This is a genomic window from Streptomyces sp. 7R007, from assembly GCF_054850255.1.
The window spans coordinates 17,442-36,319 of record NZ_JBTWMV010000047.1; the positions used below are offsets into that span (position 1 = coordinate 17,442).

The 18,878-nt window shown below is 72.0% G+C and carries 15 protein-coding genes and 1 tRNA gene; 6 read left to right on the forward strand and 10 right to left on the reverse strand.

Annotated features, from left to right (window positions below; all coding sequences use genetic code 11):
• Nucleotides 1–9 precede the first annotated feature (9 nt).
• Both ACYF6T_RS36500 and hppD read right to left on the reverse strand, forming a co-directional pair.
• Nucleotides 10–873, reverse strand: a complete 864-nt coding sequence (locus ACYF6T_RS36500) for a phage baseplate protein (protein WP_461701961.1) — start codon at nucleotides 871–873, stop codon at nucleotides 10–12.
• An 82-nt stretch (nucleotides 874–955) separates the two neighbouring features.
• Entirely contained in the window at nucleotides 956–2,101 is a 1,146-nt protein-coding gene (gene hppD, locus ACYF6T_RS36505; protein ID WP_461701962.1) for a 4-hydroxyphenylpyruvate dioxygenase, read from the reverse strand.
• 125 nt (nucleotides 2,102–2,226) lie between these two features.
• Between hppD and ACYF6T_RS36510 the strand changes: the two genes are divergently transcribed.
• Genes ACYF6T_RS36510 through ACYF6T_RS36530 form a run of 5 tightly spaced genes read left to right on the forward strand, consistent with a single transcriptional unit; the run spans nucleotide 2,227 to nucleotide 6,370 of the window.
• Nucleotides 2,227–2,709 carry an Lrp/AsnC family transcriptional regulator gene (locus tag ACYF6T_RS36510; RefSeq protein WP_461701963.1) on the forward strand — a complete coding sequence of 161 codons (483 nt, stop codon included), beginning with the start codon at nucleotides 2,227–2,229 and terminating at the stop codon, nucleotides 2,707–2,709.
• 11 nt (nucleotides 2,710–2,720) lie between these two features.
• Nucleotides 2,721–3,368: an ABC transporter permease gene (locus ACYF6T_RS36515; protein WP_461701964.1), complete on the forward strand. Its 648-nt coding sequence runs from the start codon at nucleotides 2,721–2,723 to the stop codon at nucleotides 3,366–3,368.
• Complete coding sequence (locus tag ACYF6T_RS36520) at nucleotides 3,361–4,602, forward strand: betaine/proline/choline family ABC transporter ATP-binding protein (protein WP_461701966.1); 1,242 nt, start codon at nucleotides 3,361–3,363, stop codon at nucleotides 4,600–4,602. Before ACYF6T_RS36515 ends, ACYF6T_RS36520 begins: the two co-directional genes overlap by 8 nt.
• Nucleotides 4,599–5,414, forward strand: coding sequence for an ABC transporter permease (locus ACYF6T_RS36525; protein WP_461701968.1), 816 nt, complete (start codon nucleotides 4,599–4,601; stop codon nucleotides 5,412–5,414). The genes ACYF6T_RS36520 and ACYF6T_RS36525 overlap by 4 nt, the downstream gene beginning before the upstream one ends.
• The gene (locus tag ACYF6T_RS36530) at nucleotides 5,411–6,370 is read left to right on the forward strand and encodes a glycine betaine ABC transporter substrate-binding protein (protein ID WP_461701969.1); all 960 of its coding nucleotides are present in this window, start codon (nucleotides 5,411–5,413) and stop codon (nucleotides 6,368–6,370) included. Before ACYF6T_RS36525 ends, ACYF6T_RS36530 begins: the two co-directional genes overlap by 4 nt.
• A 23-nt stretch (nucleotides 6,371–6,393) precedes the next feature.
• On the opposite strand, the gene ACYF6T_RS36535 is transcribed toward ACYF6T_RS36530, so the two are convergent.
• The 3 genes from ACYF6T_RS36535 to ACYF6T_RS36545 all read right to left on the reverse strand — a co-directional run bounded on the left by ACYF6T_RS36535 (nucleotide 6,394) and on the right by ACYF6T_RS36545 (nucleotide 10,073).
• Complete coding sequence (locus ACYF6T_RS36535; protein WP_461701971.1) at nucleotides 6,394–7,185, reverse strand: S16 family serine protease; 792 nt, start codon at nucleotides 7,183–7,185, stop codon at nucleotides 6,394–6,396.
• A 99-nt stretch (nucleotides 7,186–7,284) separates the two neighbouring features.
• On the reverse strand, nucleotides 7,285–7,926 hold the full coding sequence (locus ACYF6T_RS36540) for an IclR family transcriptional regulator (protein ID WP_461701972.1): 642 nt from the start codon (nucleotides 7,924–7,926) through the stop codon (nucleotides 7,285–7,287).
• Between the two features lie 338 nt (nucleotides 7,927–8,264).
• Nucleotides 8,265–10,073, reverse strand: a complete 1,809-nt coding sequence (locus tag ACYF6T_RS36545) for a DEAD/DEAH box helicase (RefSeq protein WP_461701974.1) — start codon at nucleotides 10,071–10,073, stop codon at nucleotides 8,265–8,267.
• A gap of 292 nt (nucleotides 10,074–10,365) precedes the next feature.
• On the opposite strand from ACYF6T_RS36545, the gene ACYF6T_RS36550 reads away from it, so the two are divergent.
• Nucleotides 10,366–10,437: transfer RNA gene (locus ACYF6T_RS36550), tRNA-Cys, on the forward strand.
• 33 nt (nucleotides 10,438–10,470) lie between these two features.
• Here the strand turns inward: ACYF6T_RS36550 and ACYF6T_RS36555 are convergent.
• The 5 genes from ACYF6T_RS36555 to ACYF6T_RS36575 form a co-directional block, all read right to left on the reverse strand.
• Nucleotides 10,471–10,962, reverse strand: a complete 492-nt coding sequence (locus tag ACYF6T_RS36555; protein ID WP_461701975.1) for an SUKH-4 family immunity protein — start codon at nucleotides 10,960–10,962, stop codon at nucleotides 10,471–10,473.
• Between the two features lie 474 nt (nucleotides 10,963–11,436).
• A complete protein-coding gene (locus ACYF6T_RS36560; protein ID WP_461701976.1) occupies nucleotides 11,437–13,752 on the reverse strand; it encodes a xanthine dehydrogenase family protein molybdopterin-binding subunit in 2,316 nt (771 codons plus the stop codon).
• On the reverse strand, nucleotides 13,749–15,932 hold the full coding sequence (locus tag ACYF6T_RS36565; protein ID WP_461701977.1) for a (2Fe-2S)-binding protein: 2,184 nt from the start codon (nucleotides 15,930–15,932) through the stop codon (nucleotides 13,749–13,751). Before ACYF6T_RS36565 ends, ACYF6T_RS36560 begins: the two co-directional genes overlap by 4 nt.
• Complete coding sequence (locus tag ACYF6T_RS36570; protein WP_461701978.1) at nucleotides 15,929–16,822, reverse strand: FAD binding domain-containing protein; 894 nt, start codon at nucleotides 16,820–16,822, stop codon at nucleotides 15,929–15,931. The genes ACYF6T_RS36565 and ACYF6T_RS36570 overlap by 4 nt, the downstream gene beginning before the upstream one ends.
• A 308-nt stretch (nucleotides 16,823–17,130) precedes the next feature.
• Nucleotides 17,131–18,786: a beta-N-acetylhexosaminidase gene (locus ACYF6T_RS36575; protein ID WP_461701979.1), complete on the reverse strand. Its 1,656-nt coding sequence runs from the start codon at nucleotides 18,784–18,786 to the stop codon at nucleotides 17,131–17,133.
• Between the last annotated feature and the right edge of the window lie 92 nt (nucleotides 18,787–18,878).

Here is an 18,878-nt window from a genome sequence, read left to right on the forward strand (position 1 = left end):
GCGGACAGGCTACGACGCGTCGGGTTCCTTGACGTAGATGGAGAACCGGCGTGCCCCCAACTCCCCGGAGGCGAAGCCCAGATGGACCTTGCCGGCGCGGATGCCGACGCCCTCCGGCTCGCGGTAGACGAGGGAGTAGCCGGCCTGGGTGCGGGTGCGCTGGAGCAGCTCGCCGGTGTGGATGTCGAGGCAGGAGACGTAGGCGTTGCCGTGGCCGGCGGGCGGGTTGGTGGTGTCGTCGTAGGCCGTGCCGGCGAGTTGGTAGACCTGGTCGCCGTGCAGCGCGTAGCCCTGGAAGGCGATGTCCGGGTCGGGGTGCGCGCCGGTCTGGGCGAAGTCGGCGATCGGGTCGGCGTAGTTCTCGGCGGTGAAGGCGTCGAGGTCCCAGACGCGGTAGCGGGGCACGCCGTGCATCCGGTGGCGGACGCAGACGCGCTTCGACGTCATGTCCACGGACGGCTGGTTGCTGGTGGAGCCGGGTATCGGCCTGCGGACGGTGATGTCGGCGTTGGTGAGGGTGGTGCCGTCGGCGAAGCGGAAGCGGGTGACGCCCCGGCCGTAGCCGCCCACGGCCGCGCACTCGGTCCAGATCCAGGCGGTGCCGTCCTCGTCGTTCTGCACGCCGAACGCCACGCCGTGGCCGAAGCCCTTGAGGTACATGTACCCGAGCCGCTTGCCCTCGTAGTCGAGCTGGTTGAGGCACAGGTCGCCGTCCTCGTGCCCGGTGGCGGTGACCTGGACGACGTACAGGTGCCTGTTCTTCTCGTCGAAGGCGAACGACTGGAGCACCGTGGGTTCTTTGAGCGTGGCCTTCTGCCACAGCCAGCGGTTGGACGGCGCGGCGAGGTCGATGGCGGTGGTGGGCACTGGCATCCCCCGGTCCTGTGGGCGCCCCTTCGGCACCCCCAGGACAGGAGAGTGTCAACTGCCGTTCACCGGTTGCAAGCGTTTCCGTTCACAGGTTCCCGCGCTTGGCCTGCTCCCGCTCGATCGCCTCGAACAGGGCCTTGAAGTTGCCCTTGCCGAAGCCCATCGAGCCGTGCCGCTCGATGAGTTCGAAGAAGACGGTCGGCCGGTCCTGGACCGGCTTGGTGAAGATCTGCAGCAGGTAGCCGTCCTCGTCGCGGTCGGCGAGGATCTTCAGCTCGCGCAGGGTCTCGACGGGGACGCGGGTGTCGCCGACCCACTCGCCGAGGGTGTCGTAGTACGAGTCCGGGGTGTCGAGGAACTGCACGCCGGCCGCGCGCATGGTGCGCACCGTCTGGACGATGTCGTTGGTGTTGAGCGCGATGTGCTGGACGCCGGCGCCGCCGTAGAACTCCAGGTACTCGTCGATCTGGGACTTCTTCTTGGCGATGGCGGGCTCGTTGATCGGGAACTTGACCTTGAGCGTGCCGTCGGCCACCACCTTCGACATCAGCGCGCTGTACTCGGTGGCGATGTCGTCGCCCACGAACTCCTTCATGTTCGTGAAGCCCATGACCTTGTTGTAGAACTCGACCCACTCGTTCATCCGGCCGAGCTCGACGTTGCCGACGCAGTGGTCGATGGCCTGGAAGGTGCGCTGCGCGGGCGGCTGGACGATCGGCGCGGCGGCGGTGTAGCCGGGCAGGTAGGGGCCGTCGTAGCCGGAGCGGTCGACGAGGGTGTGCCGGGTCTTGCCGTAGGTGGCGATCGCGGCGAGGACGACCGTGCCGTGCTCGTCCTTGAGCTCGTAGGGCTCGGCGACGCTCTTCGCACCGTGCTCGACGGCGTACGTGTACGCGGCGCGCGCGTCCGGGACCTCGATGGCCAGGTCGACGACGCCGTCGCCGTGCTCGGCCACGTGGTCGGCGAGGAAGTGGCCCCAGGTGGTGGCGGGCTTGATGACCGAGGTGAAGACGAAGCGGGCGGAGCCGTTCTCCAGGACGTAGCTCGCGGTCTCGCGGCTGCCGTTCTCCGGTCCGGAGTAGGCGACCAGCTGCATGCCGAAGGCGGTGGAGTAGTAGTGCGCCGCCTGCTTGGCGTTGCCCACGGCGAAGACGACCGCGTCCATTCCCTTGACCGGGAAGGGGTCGGCCTGCCGGGCGGTGTCGGGAGTGTGGTGTGTGGTCTGCGTCATAGCGGAAGCGTGAGGCGTGCCCGGCAAGGTGCGCAATAGTTTGCGGATTCGCTGGGCAATTTGTAGAGCGTGAGGCCCGTATGCGCGGCCTTTCTGTACAGGATGACCACCTTGGGAGGCGCGGTATGGGAATCGACGGGCTGGACGGGCGCATCATCGTGCTGCTCGCGCGGGAGCCGCGTATCGGGGTGCTGGAGATGTCCCGGCGGCTGGGGGTGGCCCGCGGGACCGTGCAGGCCCGGCTGGACCGGCTTCAGTCGAACGGAGTCATCCGCGGATTCGGTCCGCAGGTGGACCCGGCGGCCCTCGGCTACCCGGTCACCGCCTTCGCCACGCTGCAGATCCGGCAGGGGCAAGGGGCGGACGTACGGGCGCACTTGGCGACCGTGCCGGAGGTGCTGGAACTGCACACCACCACCGGCAGCGGGGACATGCTGTGCCGGCTGGTGGCCCGCTCCAACGCCGATCTCCAACGTGTGATCGACCGGGTCGTCGGTTTCGATGGGATCGTCCGGGCGTCCACCGCGATCGTGATGGAGAACCCCGTTCCGCTGCGGATCATCCCGCTGGTGGAGCAGGCGGCGGAGGACCAGGAGAGACAGCCGTGAGGTGAGCCGACGTGACCTTCTGGGAGTACCTGGGAAACCGCCACCAGCAGCTGCTCACGGACGCCTACCAGCACGCGAGCGCCGTCTTCCAGTGCATGGTGGTGGCGACCGTGCTCGGCGTGCTGATCGGCGTCGTCACCTACCGCAGCGACTGGGCGGGCAACCTTGCCACCACGGCCACCTCGACCATCCTGACCATTCCGTCGCTGGCCATGATCGGTCTGCTCGTCCCGGTCGTGGGCCTGGGCGTGCCGCCGACGGTGATCGCGCTGACGCTGTACGGGCTGCTGCCGGTCGTGCGCAACGCGATCGTGGGCCTGCGCGGGGTCGACCCGTCACTGGTGGACGCGGCCCGGGGCATCGGGATGTCGCGGGCGGCGCGGCTGGTGCGGGTGGAGCTGCCGCTGGCCTGGCCGCCGATCCTGACCGGCATCCGGGTCTCGACGCAGATGCTGATGGGCATCGCCGCGATCGCCGCCTACGCCTCCGGGCCGGGGCTCGGCAACGAGATCTTCCGCGGGATCGCCTCGCTGGGCAGCAAGAACGCGCTCAACCAGGTCCTCGCCGGCACGCTCGGGATCATCGTCCTGGCGCTGCTGTTCGACGCCGCGTACGTCCTGATCGGACGGCTGACCATTCCCAGGGGGATCCGTGTCTGAGTCCACCGCCGGCCAGGGGGCCACGATCGAGCTGGAGAACCTGACCAAGCGGTATCCCGGCAACCCCCAGCCGTCCGTCGACAACGTCACCATGGAGATCAAGGCGGGCGAGACCGTCATCTTCGTCGGGCCGTCCGGCTGCGGTAAGTCGACGACACTCAAGATGATCAACAGGTTGATCGAGCCGTCCAGCGGCCGCATCCGGATCAACGGCGAGGACGTGACCGACATCGACCCGGTCAGGCTGCGCCGCAAGGTGGGCTACGCGATCCAGTCGGCCGGGCTGTTCCCGCACATGACGGTCGCGCAGAACATCGCCCTGGTGCCGCGGATGATCGGTTGGCCGAAGGGGCGGATCAAGGCACGGGTCGAGGAGCTGCTGGACCTGGTCGGGCTGGACGCGGGCGAGTTCCACGGCCGCTATCCGCGCCAGCTCTCCGGCGGCCAGCAGCAGCGCGTCGGCGTGGCGCGGGCGCTGGCGGCCGATCCGCCGGTGCTGCTGATGGACGAGCCGTTCGGCGCGGTCGACCCGATCACCCGCGACCACCTCCAGGACGAGCTGATCAGGCTCCAGCACGAGCTGCACAAGACGATCGTGTTCGTCACCCACGACTTCGACGAGGCGATCAAGCTGGGTGACCGCATCGCCGTGCTGCGCGAGCGCTCGCACATCGCCCAGTTCGACACCCCGGAGGCGATCCTCACCAACCCGGCCGACGACTTCGTCTCCGGTTTCGTCGGCGCGGGCGCGGCCCTCAAGCGCCTGAACCTCACCCGGGTACGGGACGTCGGGATCACCGACTACCCGACCGTCACCGTCGACGACCCGCTCCAGGAGATCTTCAACCGGCTGCGGGGCAGCGGCACCAACGAGATCCTGCTGCTCGACAAGCGCCGCCGCCCCTACAAGTGGCTGCGGCGGGGCGACCTCATGCGGGCCCGGGGCTCGCTGGCCCGCGCGGGCACGATGGTCAGCGACACGGTGACCCGGGACGCGACGCTGCGGGACGCGCTGGAGGCGGTGCTGACGGACAACGCGGGGCGGGTCGCGGTGACCGGGCGGCGCGGCGAGTACGAGGGCGTCGTCGACATGGAGACGCTGATGAACTCCGTGCACGAGCTGCTGGAGGCCGACCGGCTGGACGCGCTGGAGCACCAGCACGACCTGGAGGAGGCCCGGGCCGCGCAGACGCACGCCGAGCAGGAGGGCCCCGGAGGGGAGGCGAAGGCGTGAGCGCCGAGGACCTGGAGGAGCTGGAGGAGCAGCGGACGGCCGAGCCGGGGGCCCCGCCGCCGCGTCCGGTACGCCGGCGGGTCGGCTGGCGGAAGCTGACCGTGCTGCCGGCCGCCCTGGTCGTGGTGCTGCTGGTGACCTGGCTGTGGTTCGCGCAGGCCGACCTGGACTCCATCTCCCGCAACGCGCTCTCCAACGGCCAGGTGACGAAGGCGCTGTGGCAGCACGTCGAACTGACCGTCGTCTCCACGTTCTTCGTGCTGGTCATCTCGATCCCGCTGGGCATCCTGCTCACCCGCAGGGCCTTTCGGAAGGCGGCCCCCGTGGCGATGGCGGTGGCCAACACCGGCCAGGCGACGCCCGCGATCGGTCTGCTGGCCCTGCTGGTGATCTGGCTCGGCACGGGCATGAAGGCGGCGCTGATCGGCATCATCGTCTACGCCGTCCTGCCCGTGCTGTCGAACACCATCGCCGGTCTGAAGGCGAACGACCCGACGCTGCTGGAGGCGGCCCGCGGCATCGGCATGTCCCCGCTCGGCGTGCTGGCGAAGGTCGAACTCCCGCTGGCGGTCCCGCTGATCCTCGCGGGCGTGCGCACGGCCCTGGTCCTGAACGTCGGCACGGCGACGCTGGCGACGTTCGGCGGGGGCGGCGGGCTGGGGGTGCTGATCACCACAGGCATCACCAACCAGCGGATGCCGGTACTGATGCTGGGCTCGATCCTCACCGTCGTCCTGGCCCTGCTGGTGGACTGGCTGGCCTCGCTGGCCGAACTGCTGCTGCGGCCACGGGGGTTGGAGGCCGGAACATGAGACGCGGTACGTGTGTGCTGCTGGCCGGGGTGCTCACGGCGGCCGGCGGCTGCGGGCTGACCAGCGGCTCCCCCATGGCGGACGACGTCGCGCCGGGTGCGGTCGGGCGGGGCGAGCCGCTCAAGGGCGCGCATCTGACCGTCACGTCCAAGTCGTTCACCGAGAACCTCGTCCTCGGCGCGATGATGGGCATCGCCTTCCAGGCGGCCGGCGCGGACGTGCTGGACCGCACGGGCATCCAGGGCTCCATCGGCTCCCGCGAGGCGGTCAAGTCCGGTGACGCGGACGCCATGTACGAGTACACGGGCACCGCCTGGATCACGTACCAGGGCAACAGCGATCCGATCGCCGACCCGTACCGGCAGTGGGAGGCGGTGCGGGACGCGGACGCGAAGAACGGCCTGACGTGGCTCGCGCCGTCCGCCCTCAACAACACCTACGCGCTCGCCATGAACCAGGCCGCGTACAAGAAGTACGGCACGAAGACGCTGTCGGACGTGGCCGCGCTGGCGAAGAGGGACCCCGGGGCGGTGACGCTGTGCGTGGAGGGCGAGTTCGCCAACCGGGCGGACGGGCTGCCGGGGATGGAGAAGGCGTACGGGATGAGCGTGCCGGCGAAGAACATCACGCAGATGGACACCGGGATCATCTACACGCAGGTCCAGAAGGGGAGTTGCACCTACGGCGAGGTCTTCACGACCGACGGCCGCATCAAGTCCATGAACCTCGCGGTCATGGCGGACGACAAGAAGTTCTTCCCCAACTACAACGCGGCCCCGGTGATCAACTCCAAGACCCTGAAGAAGTGGCCCGCCATCACGGCCATCCTCGCCCCCATCACGAAGAAGCTGAACAACACGGTGGCCCAGACCCTGAACGCGAAGGTGGACGTCAACGGCGAGGACCCCCACCAGGTGGCCCTGGACTGGATGAAACGGGAGGGGTTCGTCAAGTAGGGGCCGGTGCGTCGGACCGTCGGCTAACAGCTCGGTACGGAGCCCTTGTTGTTTTCGAGGGCCACCAGGGAGTTCACCGCTCCCTTCAGGGTCGTCACCGGGATCAGGCGCAGGCCCTTGGGGAGTTCCGACTTCGCGTCGGAGCACTCGGCCTTCGGGACCAGGAAGACCGTCGCGCCGTCGCGGCGGGCGGCCTGCGTCTTCAGGGCCACTCCCCCGACCGCGCCCACCGTCCCGTCGGCGTCGATCGTCCCCGTGCCGGCGATGGTGCGCCCGCCCGTGAGGTCGCCGCCCTTCCCGTCGCCGTCCAGCTTGTCGATGATGCCGAGGGTGAACAGCAGCCCCGCGCTGGGGCCGCCCACGTCGGCGAGCCTGAGGGTGACCTTGACCTTCTCGTCGCTGAGGTGCAGGTAGTCCAGGGCGGCCCGGGTCGCCGCGTCCTGGGACTCCTTCATCTGCGCGGTGTTGTGCTGCTCGATCTCCTTGGTGCTCTGCCCGCCGGGATAGACCGAGTCGTGCGGCATCACCGCCCGGTCCGTGGCGAACCACGCGGAGAGCACGTCACCGAGCGAGACGTGCGTGTCCGGATTGGTCGCCTCGATCGTCGTCATCCGCAGCTCCCCGCTCGTCTTGCGGGTCGCCGCGCCGGAGATGGTGATCACCGGCGTGTTCTTGTTCTCGCCCAGCACGTTCGCCGTCATACCGGGCTGCGCCAGCGAGAACGGCAGCGGCGCGAACACGGCCGTGGCGATCAGGCCGACCACGGGCAGAGCGCAGACGGCGAGGGCCTGGAGGCGGGTGAGGCGAGAGAGCACGGGATCAATCTACGGGACGACGGGTCAGGGCGGATTCCGGCCTGCGGCCGGGGGCGTACGTACAGTGTCGCGCGGTGCCTGCGCCCCGTCCCGCCCCGGTCAGCGCAACGCCTCGGCGACCTCCCGCGCGGCGTCCACGACCCGCGGCCCGACCCGGTCCGGCACCGCGTCCGCCAGCATCACGACCCCCACGCTGCCCTCGACGCCCGTGACCCCCAGCAGCGGTGCGGCGGCGCCGCTCGCGCCGGCCTCCAGCTCGCCGTGGGTGAGGGTGTACCCGGGCTCGCTCAGCGGCTGCCGCCGCGCGGCGAGTATCGCCTTGCCCGCGGCCCCCCGGTCCAGCGGGTGGCGGAAACCGGCCCGGTAGGCCACGTGGTAGTCCGTCCACGTCGGCTCGACGACGGCCACCGCGAGGGCGTCGGCCCCGTCGACCAGCGTGAGGTGCGCGGTCGCGCCGATGTCCTCCGCCAGCGACCGCAGCGCGGGCAGCGCGGCCTCCCGTACGAGGGGGTGCACCTGGCGGCCCAGCCGCAGCACGCCGAGCCCGACCCGGGCGCGACCGCCCAGGTCACGCCGTACGAGCGCGTGTTGCTCCAGGGTGGCGAGCAGCCGGTACACGACGGTCCGGTTCACGCCCAGTTTGTTGGAAAGCTCGGTGACGGTCAGCCCGTGGTCCGTATCGGCCAGCAGCTTGAGGACGCGCAGTCCTCGGTCGAGCGTCTGAGAGGTCTCCGCGGTCACGACGCCCACTCCTCCAAGTGGTGAGGTCGACGGCCTCCGCGCGGCGGTGCGTCACCGAGTCCCGTCAGTGACGCGCAACAGAGGCCGCCGATCGGCCGGCGGCCCGGAACGTCCCGGACCGCGTCGCTTCACGGCTGCGCTCCGCGGCGGCGCTGCCACGGGGCGTGTGCGTAGCGGGGACAGTAGCGAAACGGGTTCGCTCAGCGGAAGTCTCCGTCCAGAATCCGGGCATCCGTAAGGAGGGACTACCTCCGTATGTCCTGGTTCGTACGGGGTGCAACAACCGTCATCAGCAGCTTTTGCGCCATCGCCGCGGCGCGCCCGGCCACCGCCGCGCCTCAGCGCATCCGCGTGGCCCACTCCTGCACCTTGGCGATCCGCTGCCTGAGCTGCCCGGCCGTGGCCTCGGCGCTGGGCGGTCCGCCGCACACCCGGCGCAGCTCGGTGTGGATCACCCCGTGCGGCTTGCCGCTCTGGTGGACGTACGCGCTGACCATGGTGTTGAGCTTCTTGCGCAGCTCCATCATCTCCTTGTGGGAGACGACGGGCCGGCGCTCGGCGGGCAGCTCCAGCAGGTCGGCCTCGGCGTCCGGCTTCTTGCGGCTGTGCGCGATCTGCCGCTGCTGCCGCTTCTGCAGCAGCAGCTGCACCTGCTCGGGCTCCAGCAGTCCGGGGATGCCGAGGTAGTCCTGCTCCTCCTCGCTGCCCGGGTGGGCCTGCATGCCGAACTCGGCGCCGTCGTAGAGGACCCGGTCGAAGACGGCGTCGGACTCCAGCGCCTCGAAGGAGAACTGCTCCTGCTCGCCGGTGTCCTCGTCCTGCTCCTTGTTCGCCTCCTCCATCTCCTTCTCGGACTCGGCGTACGGGTCCTCCTCGCCCTCCTTCTTCGGCTTGTCGAGGGCGTGGTCGCGCTCGACCTCCATCTCGTTGGCGAAGGTCAGCAGGTCGGGCACGGTGGGCAGGAAGACGGAGGCGGTCTCGCCGCGGCGCCGGGAGCGCACGAAGCGGCCGACGGCCTGCGCGAAGAAGAGCGGGGTGGAGATGGTGGTGGCGTAGACGCCGACGGCGAGGCGGGGCACGTCGACGCCCTCGGACACCATGCGGACGGCGACCATCCACCGGTCGGTGCTGTTGCTGAAGTCGTCGATCCGCTTGGAGGCGCCGGCGTCGTCGGACAGCACGAGGGTGGCCTTGGTGCCGGTGATCTCGCGGATCAGCTTGGCGTACGCCCGCGCCGAGTCCTGGTCGGAGGCGATGACGAGGGCGCCCGCGTCCGGGATGGCCTTCCTGACCTCGGTCAGCCGCTGGTCGGCGGCGCGCAGCACGCTCGGCATCCACTCGCCGCGCGGATCCAGCGCCGTACGCCAGGCCTGGCTGATCGCGTCCTTGGTCATGGGCTCGCCGAGCCGGGCCGCGATCTCGTCGCCAGCCTTGGTCCGCCAGCGCATGTTGCCGCTGTAGGAGAGGAAGATGACCGGGCGCACGACCCCGTCCGACAGCGCGCTGCCGTAGCCGTAGGTGTAGTCGGCGGCCGAGCGCCGGATGCCGTCGTTGCCCTCCTCGTACGTGACGAAGGGGATGGGGTTGGTGTCGGAGCGGAACGGCGTGCCGGTCAGGGCGAGCCGGCGGGTGGCCGGCTCGAAGGCCTCCAGGCAGGCCTCGCCCCAGGACTTGGAGTCGCCGGCGTGGTGGATCTCGTCCAGGATGACCAGGGTCTTGCGCTGTTCGACGCGGTTGCGGTGCAGCATGGGGCGCACGCCGACACCGGCGTAGGTGACCGCGACGCCGTCGTACTCCCGGCCGAGCGGGCCCGCGCTGTACTCCGGGTCCAGCTTGATCCCTATCCGCGCCGCCGCCTCGGCCCACTGCTTCTTCAGGTGCTCGGTCGGCGCGACCACGGTCACCTGCTGCACGACGTGGTGGTGCAGCAGCCAGGAGGCCAGCGTCAGCGCGAAGGTCGTCTTGCCGGCGCCGGGCGTGGCGACCGCGAGGAAGTCACGCGGCTGCTCCTGGATGTACTTCTCCATCGCCCCCTGCTGCCAGGCACGCAGCTTGCTGGCGGTGCCCCAGGGGGCGCGGCCGGGGAAGGCGGGCGAGAGGTGGTGGGAGTGCGGGTGCGAGGCGGAGCTGGCGGCGGTGGTAGTCACGGTCTCCGTGGGGGTCGGGCGGGTCGGGTGACGCTGTGTGCTTACTGGACCACTGGGGCTACTGGGCTACGTATGACAACCGGGCCACCCTACCGGCGCCCCCGGCCGGTCCATGCCCGGACATCGCCGGGTCACCCCTGGGTGCGATTCACCTCACACTCCGCGGCATACGCCCGCACCGCTCGCCGGGTGCGCCCCCCGTTTCATGAACGGCGTATGGCAGTCCCGTTGCAGCCCCCGGGCCTCCCTTGTCGCCCCTTCCGCCCCCGCCCTACGGTCGTCACATCAACACGGCCGTGTGCCCGAGTGGTTCAGGGACTCGCCTGCAAAGCGAGTTACGCGGGTTCGATTCCCGCCACGGCCTCTGTTTTGTCTGGCCTGGTTTGTCTGTTCTGGTCTACCGGCGTTCGTGGCGGCGGAGCCAGAGGGTGAAGACGAGGGCAGAGACCTCGTTGTGCAGTGGGTGGACGGTCCTGGTGAGTTCGTTCCAGGTCAGGAGTCCGCCCGTTTCTCCGTCGGCCACGACCGCGTCCTCCCCGGGGACGGTTCCCAGGCGTATCAAGTGGGTTGACCGCGGCGGGAGTTCGTGGGTGGGGAGGGTGTCCGGGTGCTCTTCTGTGTAGTACTCGGCGAGGGTCGGGAGAGGGGTGGCCGAGTCGTGGTGGAAGAGGTCGGGGTGTTCCGGGAGGCCCACCTCGGTCAGGAAGCGGCGGGTCGGGGCGTGCGTGAGGGTCGGTGGGAAGTCGACGTCCTCGAAGCGGGCCACCCGGCCGGGGCCGAACTCGCGGTCCAGGAGGCGGGCGAAGCGGTGGAGGGCGGCTGCGGAGGGGGCCGGCGCCGGGTTGTCGTAGGCCGCCGACTCGGGCGGTGGTGTGATCGTCGTGTGCATTGGTCCCCCGTGCTTGCTCGCTCGTCCCCGTGCAGGGCACGGTCGACCGTCCGGGTCCCGTGAGGTCCGCGGCCGTTCCGTCCCACTGCCCGGAACACTACGCCGCCCCACTGACAACGCCCCGCAGCACAAGACGTCAGGCGCCCCTCGCCCGTTCCGCCCCGGCGAGGATCGCGTCGACCGTCTCCGGCACCGTCAGTCGTGACGTGTCCGGCCACAGGCCGATGCGGGAGGGTCGTGTCAGTCGTGTCGAGGGCCGCGATCGTCCCCGCGCCGTAGATCGAGTCGGCGGCCGGCGTCGTCTGTGCCGGCGGCGGTCGGGGGCTGTGGTCCGCTCGGTCGGACGCGGTCATCCTGCGGGACGCGTCGCCGCGTATGTGCGCCGCCCTCGGCGAGCGCTCCGCCGGTGCCCGCGCGACCGTCGACCTGCCCGATGCCATGACGCCCGTGATGAGGACGGCGCCGTGCGTCCCGTCACTGCGCCGGTGTCGTCACCACCGCCGCCTGGGGGCGGATGGGGAGGCGGTTGACGGGGCGGCCCGTTGCCGCGCGGACCGCGGAGGCGATCGCCGCCGGTGACGTCACCACCGGCACCGCGCTGACGGCCTTCGCGCCGAAGGGGGCCACCACGTCCCGTTCCTCGACGAGCTTCACGATCTGGATGTCGGGGGCGTCCAGGGCCGTGGGCAGGGCGTAACCCGTCAGGTCCGGGTGGCGGATCAGGCCGCGGGCCGTGCGCAGGTTCTCCGTCAGCGCGATGCCCACGCCCTGGGTGACGCCCGCCTCGATCCGCGCGTTCAGCTGCGCGGGATTGAGGATGCGGCCCACGTCCTGGGCCAGCGCCAGCTCCACCACCCGTACCGAACCCAGCTCGATGTCGACGTCCACGACCGCGCGGATCGCGCAGAAGGCGAGGCCCACGAAGGCGTCGCCCTGGCCGGCCTCGTTCAGGGGCTCGGTGGGGTGCGGGCGGCACTGGGCCGTCGCCCACAGCTCCTTGCCGTCCATCGCCTCGGTGACGGTGGTCGACAGGACGCCGTCGTACGACGTGATCTTGCCGTCGGTGATCTGCAGCAGCTCCGTGGACATGCCGAACTTGTGGGCGAGGGGCTGGAGGAGCTGGGTGCGGACCATCTTCGCCGCCCGCTCCACCGCGCCGCCCGACACCCAGGTGTGGCGGCCCCGGCACCCCGCGCCGGCCGGCGGCTGGTCGGTGTCGACCGGCGCCACGTGCACCTCGTCGATGCCCAGCGTCTCCTGGACGATCTGGCGGGCCAGCGTGGTGAAGCCCTGGCCGGTCTCGACGGCCGCGCACAGCACCGTCGCGACCCCGTCCTGCACCTTCACGGTCGCCGTGGAGACCTCGTCCGCGCCCTCGGCGCCGAGCATGTGCACCATGCCCAGGCCGTAGCCCACGCCCCGGCGCACCGCGCCCGGCTCGCCCGCGCCCTCGGGGCCGCCGGGCAGCAGCCACTCGTCCTCGGGCGTGTCCTTGGGCAGCGGAGGGAGGGGGAAGTCCCTGACGGCCTGGAGGAGTTCGGCGACGGGCGCCGGGCAGGTCACCGTCTGGCCGGTGGGCAGCACGTCGCCCGTGGCCATCACGTTGCGCAGGCGCAGCTCCGCCGGGTCGACGCCGAGCTTCTTCGCCAGCTTGTCCATCTGCGCCTCGTAGGCGGCGCACACCTGCATGGCGCCCTCGCCGCGCACATGGCCCGAGGGCGGGTTGTTGGTGCGTACGGCCCAGCCCTCGATGAAGGCGTTCGGCACGACGTACGGGCCGCAGGCGAAGGCGACCGCGGCGGCCAGCGCGTCGGAGGAGGTGTCCGCGTACGCGCCCGCGTCCAGCAGGATCTGCGCCTCGACCTTGACCAGCCTGCCCTCGGCGTCGGCGTGGTGGCGGTAGCGCAGGAGGGTGGGGTGGCGGTGCGCGTGGCCGAGGAAGGACTCCTCGCGCGTGGCGGTCAGTTTCACCGGGCAGCCGGTCTTCAGCGCCAGCAGGCCCAGCGGGAGCTGGAAGCCCTGGTCCTCGCGGTCGGCGGTCGCGCCGGGGACTCCGGTGACGACGATCTTCACGCGCTCGGGTTCCAGGCCGTAGCAGGCGGCGGCCGTGTCGCGGTCGGCGTGCGGGTCGGTGGAGGCGAGGTACAGCTCCACTCCGCCGTCGGGGCGGGGCACGGCGAGGCCGGCCTCGGCGCCGATGGGGGCGGGGTCCTGGCGGCCGATGCGGTAGAGGCCCTCGACGACGATCTCGCCGGCCGCGTCCGGGTCGCCGTGGCGCAGCGGGATGTGCCGGATCAGGTTGCCGTCGGGGTGCAGGGGCTCGGCTTCGAAGGCCTGCTCCGGGTCGGTGACGGGGTCGACGACCTCGTACTCGACCATGATGGCCGCGGCGGCCATCCGCGCGGTGTCGGGGTGGTCGGCGGCGACGGCGGCGATGGGCTCGCCGTGGTGGCGTACGACCTCGGAGGCGAAGACCGGGCGGTCGGCCTTGCCGCGGCCGTACAGGGGGGCGCCGGGGACGTCCTCGTGCGTGACGACGGCCCGTACGCCGGGCATCTCGCGCGCGTGGGAGGTGTCGATGGACACGATGCGCGCGTGCGGGTGCGGTGAGCGCAGGACGGCGGCCCACAGCAGGCCCTCGGCCCACAGGTCGGCCGCGTACGGGAACGTGCCCTCGGTCTTGGCGCGGGCGTCGGCGGCCGGCAGGGAGGCGCCGAGGCCGTGCGGGATCGGCTCGGGGGCGGGTGCTGCCTCCGCGGTGGTGGTCGCGGTGGCGGCTTCGTTGCTCACGCCTGGCCTCCGTCCTGTCCGTACGCCTGGTCGTGCGGTGCGGGTGACGCGAACGCCGACGGGTTGACGCCGCCGGCTCCCGGGCCCGCCTGGTGAGGAATACGCGCCTCGTCGCCGTCGTGCTCGGCGCTGTCGGCGGCGGCGTGCGCCTCGCGTTCGGCGACGACCTCCTTGACGGCGTCGACGACGCCCCGGTAGCCGGAACAGCGGCACAGGTTGCCGCACAGGGCCTGGCGGGTCTCCAGCTCGGTCGGGGCGGGGTTGCCCTCCAGGAGGTCGTGCACGGTCATCGCCATGCCGGGCACGCAGAAGCCGCACTGCACGGCGCCGCATCGGGCGAGCGCCCGCTGCACGTCGGAGGGCTGGCCGTCGACGGCGAGGCCCTCGACGGTGCGCACCTCGCTGCCCTCCGCGGTGACCGCGGGGACCAGGCAGGAGGCGACGAGGCGGCCGTCGACCTGAACGTTGCACGCCCCGCACTCGCCCTGCGAGCAGCCGTCCTTGGCCCCGGCCAGGCCGAGCCGCTCGCGCAGCACGTACAGCAGCGACTCGCCGATCCAGGCGTCGGTGACGGGGCGGTCGACGCCGTTGACGCGCAGGACGTAGGAGGCGAGGGGGTGTTCCTCGCCGGGGGGCGGCGGGGCCGCTTCGTCGGCGGCGTCGGCTTCGGGGGTGGGGTGGGCGCCGGCTTCGGCGGGGTGCGGGGGCGGGTTGGCGGAGTCCGGGGAGTCCGCGGAGCCGGCTTCGTGACCGGTCGGCGTCCGCGAGGACTCATGCGCGTCGCCGGAAGCGGCCTCGCCACCGGGCGCGCCCGCGGCAGCCTCCTCGAACGGCTCTACGGCCCCCTCAGCGGCCTCGGCGCCCCTCGGAGCGTCCTCTGCCGCCCCGTCGCCCTCACGGCCCTCAGGGACCTCCTGTGAGGCGGCTACGGCGGCTGCGACGGGTTCGTCGGGAGTGGCCGGGGAGGCTGCGGGAGTCGCCGGGTGAGAGGCGGCGCCCTGCGCGTCGGCCGGGAGCGGGACTCCGGCGCCCTCGCCGGCGTGCGGGGCGGCGGCGTGATCCCGCTCGCCCCTGCGCGGGCCAGGCTGCGCGATGCCGAGGGGCTGCGTGGACTCGAAGGCGCTCTCCGGTACGAACCCGGAACCGCTCCGCCCGTCGCCCGCCCCGTGCGCCGTGCCCGTGCCCACACCTGTGCCCGTACCCGTACCGGTACCCGACGCCTCGCGCACGCCGCCCGAGCCCGCCGTCCCGTGCCCGGCACCCGGTGCGTCGAACCCCTGCTCCGAGCCCGGCGCCGCGAAGCCACGCCCCGCACCGGGCGCCTCGAAACCACGGCCCTCACCGGGCGCCTCGAAGCCGTGCTCCGAGCCCGGCGCCGAAAACCCACTCTCGGAACCCGGCGCCGCGAAACCACGCTCCGAACCCGGCGCCTCAAACCCTCGCCCCGGCCCAGTCAGCTCCGCGTCGCCCCCGGGCCGCTGCTCAGCCCCGAGCCGGTGCTCACTCCCAGGCCGCTGCTCAGCCCCAAGTCGCTGCTCACTCCCAGGCCGCTGTTCAGCCCCCGCGGCACCACCCGTGCCGCCGTCCTCCGGCGCCGTCTGCTGCTGGTCCCAGGGGCGGCCCGCCGCCTCCGTCGCCCAGGGGGCCGGCGCGCCGCCCGGGAGCGTGGCCGGTGGGGTGCCGCCCCACTGCTGGACCAGGGAGGAGGTGGTGAACTCACCCGACTCGTCCGGGAGATCGCCGTCGGCGACGGGAATCGACCACTGGCCGGTCACGTCCTGACCGGGGCCGGGCCGGGAGGGCGACGCACCCGTGTCCTGGAAGTTCCACTGCTGCGTGACACCGGGGTTGTACGCGAACCGGTCGTCGCCCGGCTCCTGGGGCACGGCGTTCGGGTCGGGCCACTGGGCGCCGTCGGCCGGCGCCGCCCACCCGCCGGGACCCGCCGGACCCGCAGGGCCGGCCGGATCGGTGCCGGCGTCCTGCGCGGGGTGTGCCGTTATCCGCGGCGGCACGTACCCGTGCCCGGGCGCGGCGAGCAGCGCGTCGACGCCGCCCTCGGGGAGCTTGACGAAGGCGGTGGCGCCGTCGTCGTAGTCGCCCTGGGGCAGCGGGTCCCAGCGGCTCGCACCCTGGGGGGTGCCCTCTCCGTGCCGGTCTCCGTGCTGGTCGTCGGTCACGACAGCGCCCTCCCCAGTGCTCGTCGGGCCAGCGCGGCGACGGTGCGCCGCAGGTGCAGTACGGCGGGCGGCAGCTGCGGCACGGAGCCGTCGGCCTCGGGGGCCGGGTCGGGGATGCAGGCCGCGGCGACGTACTCGCCGAAGGCGCCGAGAGCCTCCGGGACGATCGTGCGGTTGTTGTCCCAGTCGATCAGCTGGGCGACCCAGTGCTCGGCCTCCAGGGGCCGCAGCGGCATCGGCGCTATGGCACCGACCGCGCACCGCACGCCGCGCCGGGCCGGGTCGAGGACGAGGGCCACGGAGGCCATCGCGCGACCCGGGCCGGTCCGTCCCGTCGCCTTCAGGAAGACCTGCGGCGCGTGCAGCAGCGGCACGCGCACGTACCCGATGAGTTCGCCGCCGCGCAGCATGTCCACGCCGGCCAGCAGATGCGACACCGGGATCTCCCGGCGAGCCCCGCCCGGGCCCGCGATGATCAGCGTCGCCTCCAGGGCGGCCAGCACCGGGAGGGCGTCTCCGGTGGGCGCCGAGGTGGCGATGTTGCCGCCCAGGGTGCCCGCGTTGCGGATCTGCGGGGGACCCGCGGCGCGGGCGGCGGCGGCGAGCGCGGGGATCAGGGCGGCGAAGTCGGGGCGGCCCATGCGCGCGTGGGTGAGGCCGGCGCCGAGCAGGGCGTGGCCGTCCTGGTACTGCCAGCCGCGGATCTCGCTGATCCGGCCGAGGCCGACCAGCGCGGCGGGCCTGAGCTGCCCGGAGTTGACGGCGGCCATCAGGTCGGTGCCGCCCGCCACGGGCACGGCGGTGGGCAGCGCGGCGAGTGCCGCCACGGCCTCGTCCAGGGTCGTGGGCAGCGTGACGGACTGCGCCGCCTGCGGTGCGTGCGTGGTCAAACCGGCTGCCCCTTCCCGCTGCCCCACCTGGTCCCAGCTGGTCCCGCCTGTTGCTGCCGTACGGTACGTGCTGACAGGGCGGACGTGGCAACTCTGGCACATCTTCGCAGGGGCCGAAGACAGGGGTCCGCTAGGCGGCATTCGCCCGCCTCACCAGGGAGATGGTCCGTTTTCGCACGGCATCGCCAAAGCGCACGCATTGGCACCCTTCGGTGATGCTTGCGAGGTTTTTCCCCTGCCTGTTCGGGAAGCCCGGCGCCCCTTCCGGCAGTGCGGCACCCGTCAGGGCGACTCCTCCCCGCCCCCGGCTACCTGTTGGGCGGCGCCCCCTCGACGGGCCGTCCCGGCACCCCGGGGCGTCGCTGCCACGGCAACGGCCCGGCGGGCGGCCGGTATCCGACCCCGAGGGCGTCAAGTCGCCGGTAGTGGACGGCCATCCGCCGCTCGAAGTCGGCGAAATCCCGCTGCCGCGGCGCCGGCAGGGAGCTCCAGGCCACCTCGGCGAAGGCCGCGAGCCTCGGGAACGTCTGGTAGTCCACGCGCGCGTGGTCCTCCATCACCTCGGTCCAGACGTTGGCCTGGGTGCCGAGGACGTGCCGGGCCTCCTCCGGCGTCAACTGCGGTGGCACGGGCTCGAAGCGGTAGACGTCCTCCAGGGTGCGCACGTACCCGATGGGCACCGGCTCGTCCTCGCCCGGCGCCTGACGGTGGTCCAGGTACACGTACTGCTCCGGGCACATGACCACGTCGTGCCCGGCCCGCGCGGCCGCGACCCCGCCGGCGTACCCGCGCCACGACGACACCGCGGCGCCCGGGGCGAGCCCGCCCTCCAGGATCTCGTCCCAGCCGATGAGCCGGCGCCCGCGCGCGCCGAGCCAGGTGTCGAAGTGGCCGATGAACCACGCCTGGAGACCGTCCTCGCCGGCGACCCCGAGCTCCTTGACGCGGGCCTGCGCGGCCGGGGAGGCGCGCCACTGGTCCTTGAGGCATTCGTCGCCGCCGACGTGGACGAACTCCGACGGGAAGAGATCCAGCAGTTCCTCGAACACCCCCTCGTAGAAACGCAGGGTGTTGTCGGTGGGGGCGAGTACGTTGGCGGAGATTCCCCAGTTGTCCCAGACGGAGAGGGCGGTGGTGTCGATGACGTCGGTGTTGCCGAGTTCCGGGTACGCGGCGATGGCGGCCTGCGAGTGCCCGGGTACGTCGATTTCGGGGACGACGGTGATATGCCGCTCGGCGGCGTAGGCGACGATCTCCCGGATGTCGTCCTGGGTGTAGAAGCCACCGTGCGGCTTCTCCTCCCACAGCGGCGAGGCGCGGTGCCCGAATTTCGTGCGGGCCCGCCATGAGCCGGTCTCGGTCAGCCGGGGATACCGCTTGATCTCGATCCGCCAGCCCTGGTCGTCCGTCAGGTGGAAGTGCAGGACGTTGAGTTTGTGCGCGGCCATCAGGTCCAGATAGCGCAGCACACCGTCCTTGGGCATGAAGTGCCGGGCGACGTCGAGCATGAGGCCGCGCCAGCGGAAACGGGGCGCGTCGCGCACGCTGACCGCCGGCACCGACCAGGTGCATCCGGCGCCGAGCGGGGCGCGGCGGAAGGCGTCGGGGCCGAGGAGTTGGCGCAGTGTCTGGGCGCCGTGGAACACGCCGGATTCGCTCGCGCCGTCGATGGTGATTTCCTGACTGTCCACCGTCAGCAGATACGCCTCGTGGCTGCCGAGTTCGTCCGCGAAAGACGGCCGGACGCGCAGTCGGACGCGTTTTCCACGGCCGGTGTACGGATCCAACGGCAGCCCGGTCGCCGCGCCGACGGTCGTCCGCAGCCAGCGGGCGACGCGCCCGCTGCCGCGGTCCGCCTCGATTTCCGTCTCCTCGTCGAGAACGAACGCCTGTGCGTCCGCGGTGCGGACGCTCAGGGGCGCCGGGATCAGTCCCGTCTCGGAAGCACGCCAGTCCTTGGTCACGCCAGTCCTTTGCTGATCGGAACCTGATCGGAACCGGAGCGGAACCGGAGGCGGAATACCCTGCGGATTGCCCACGACACCACTGCGGATTA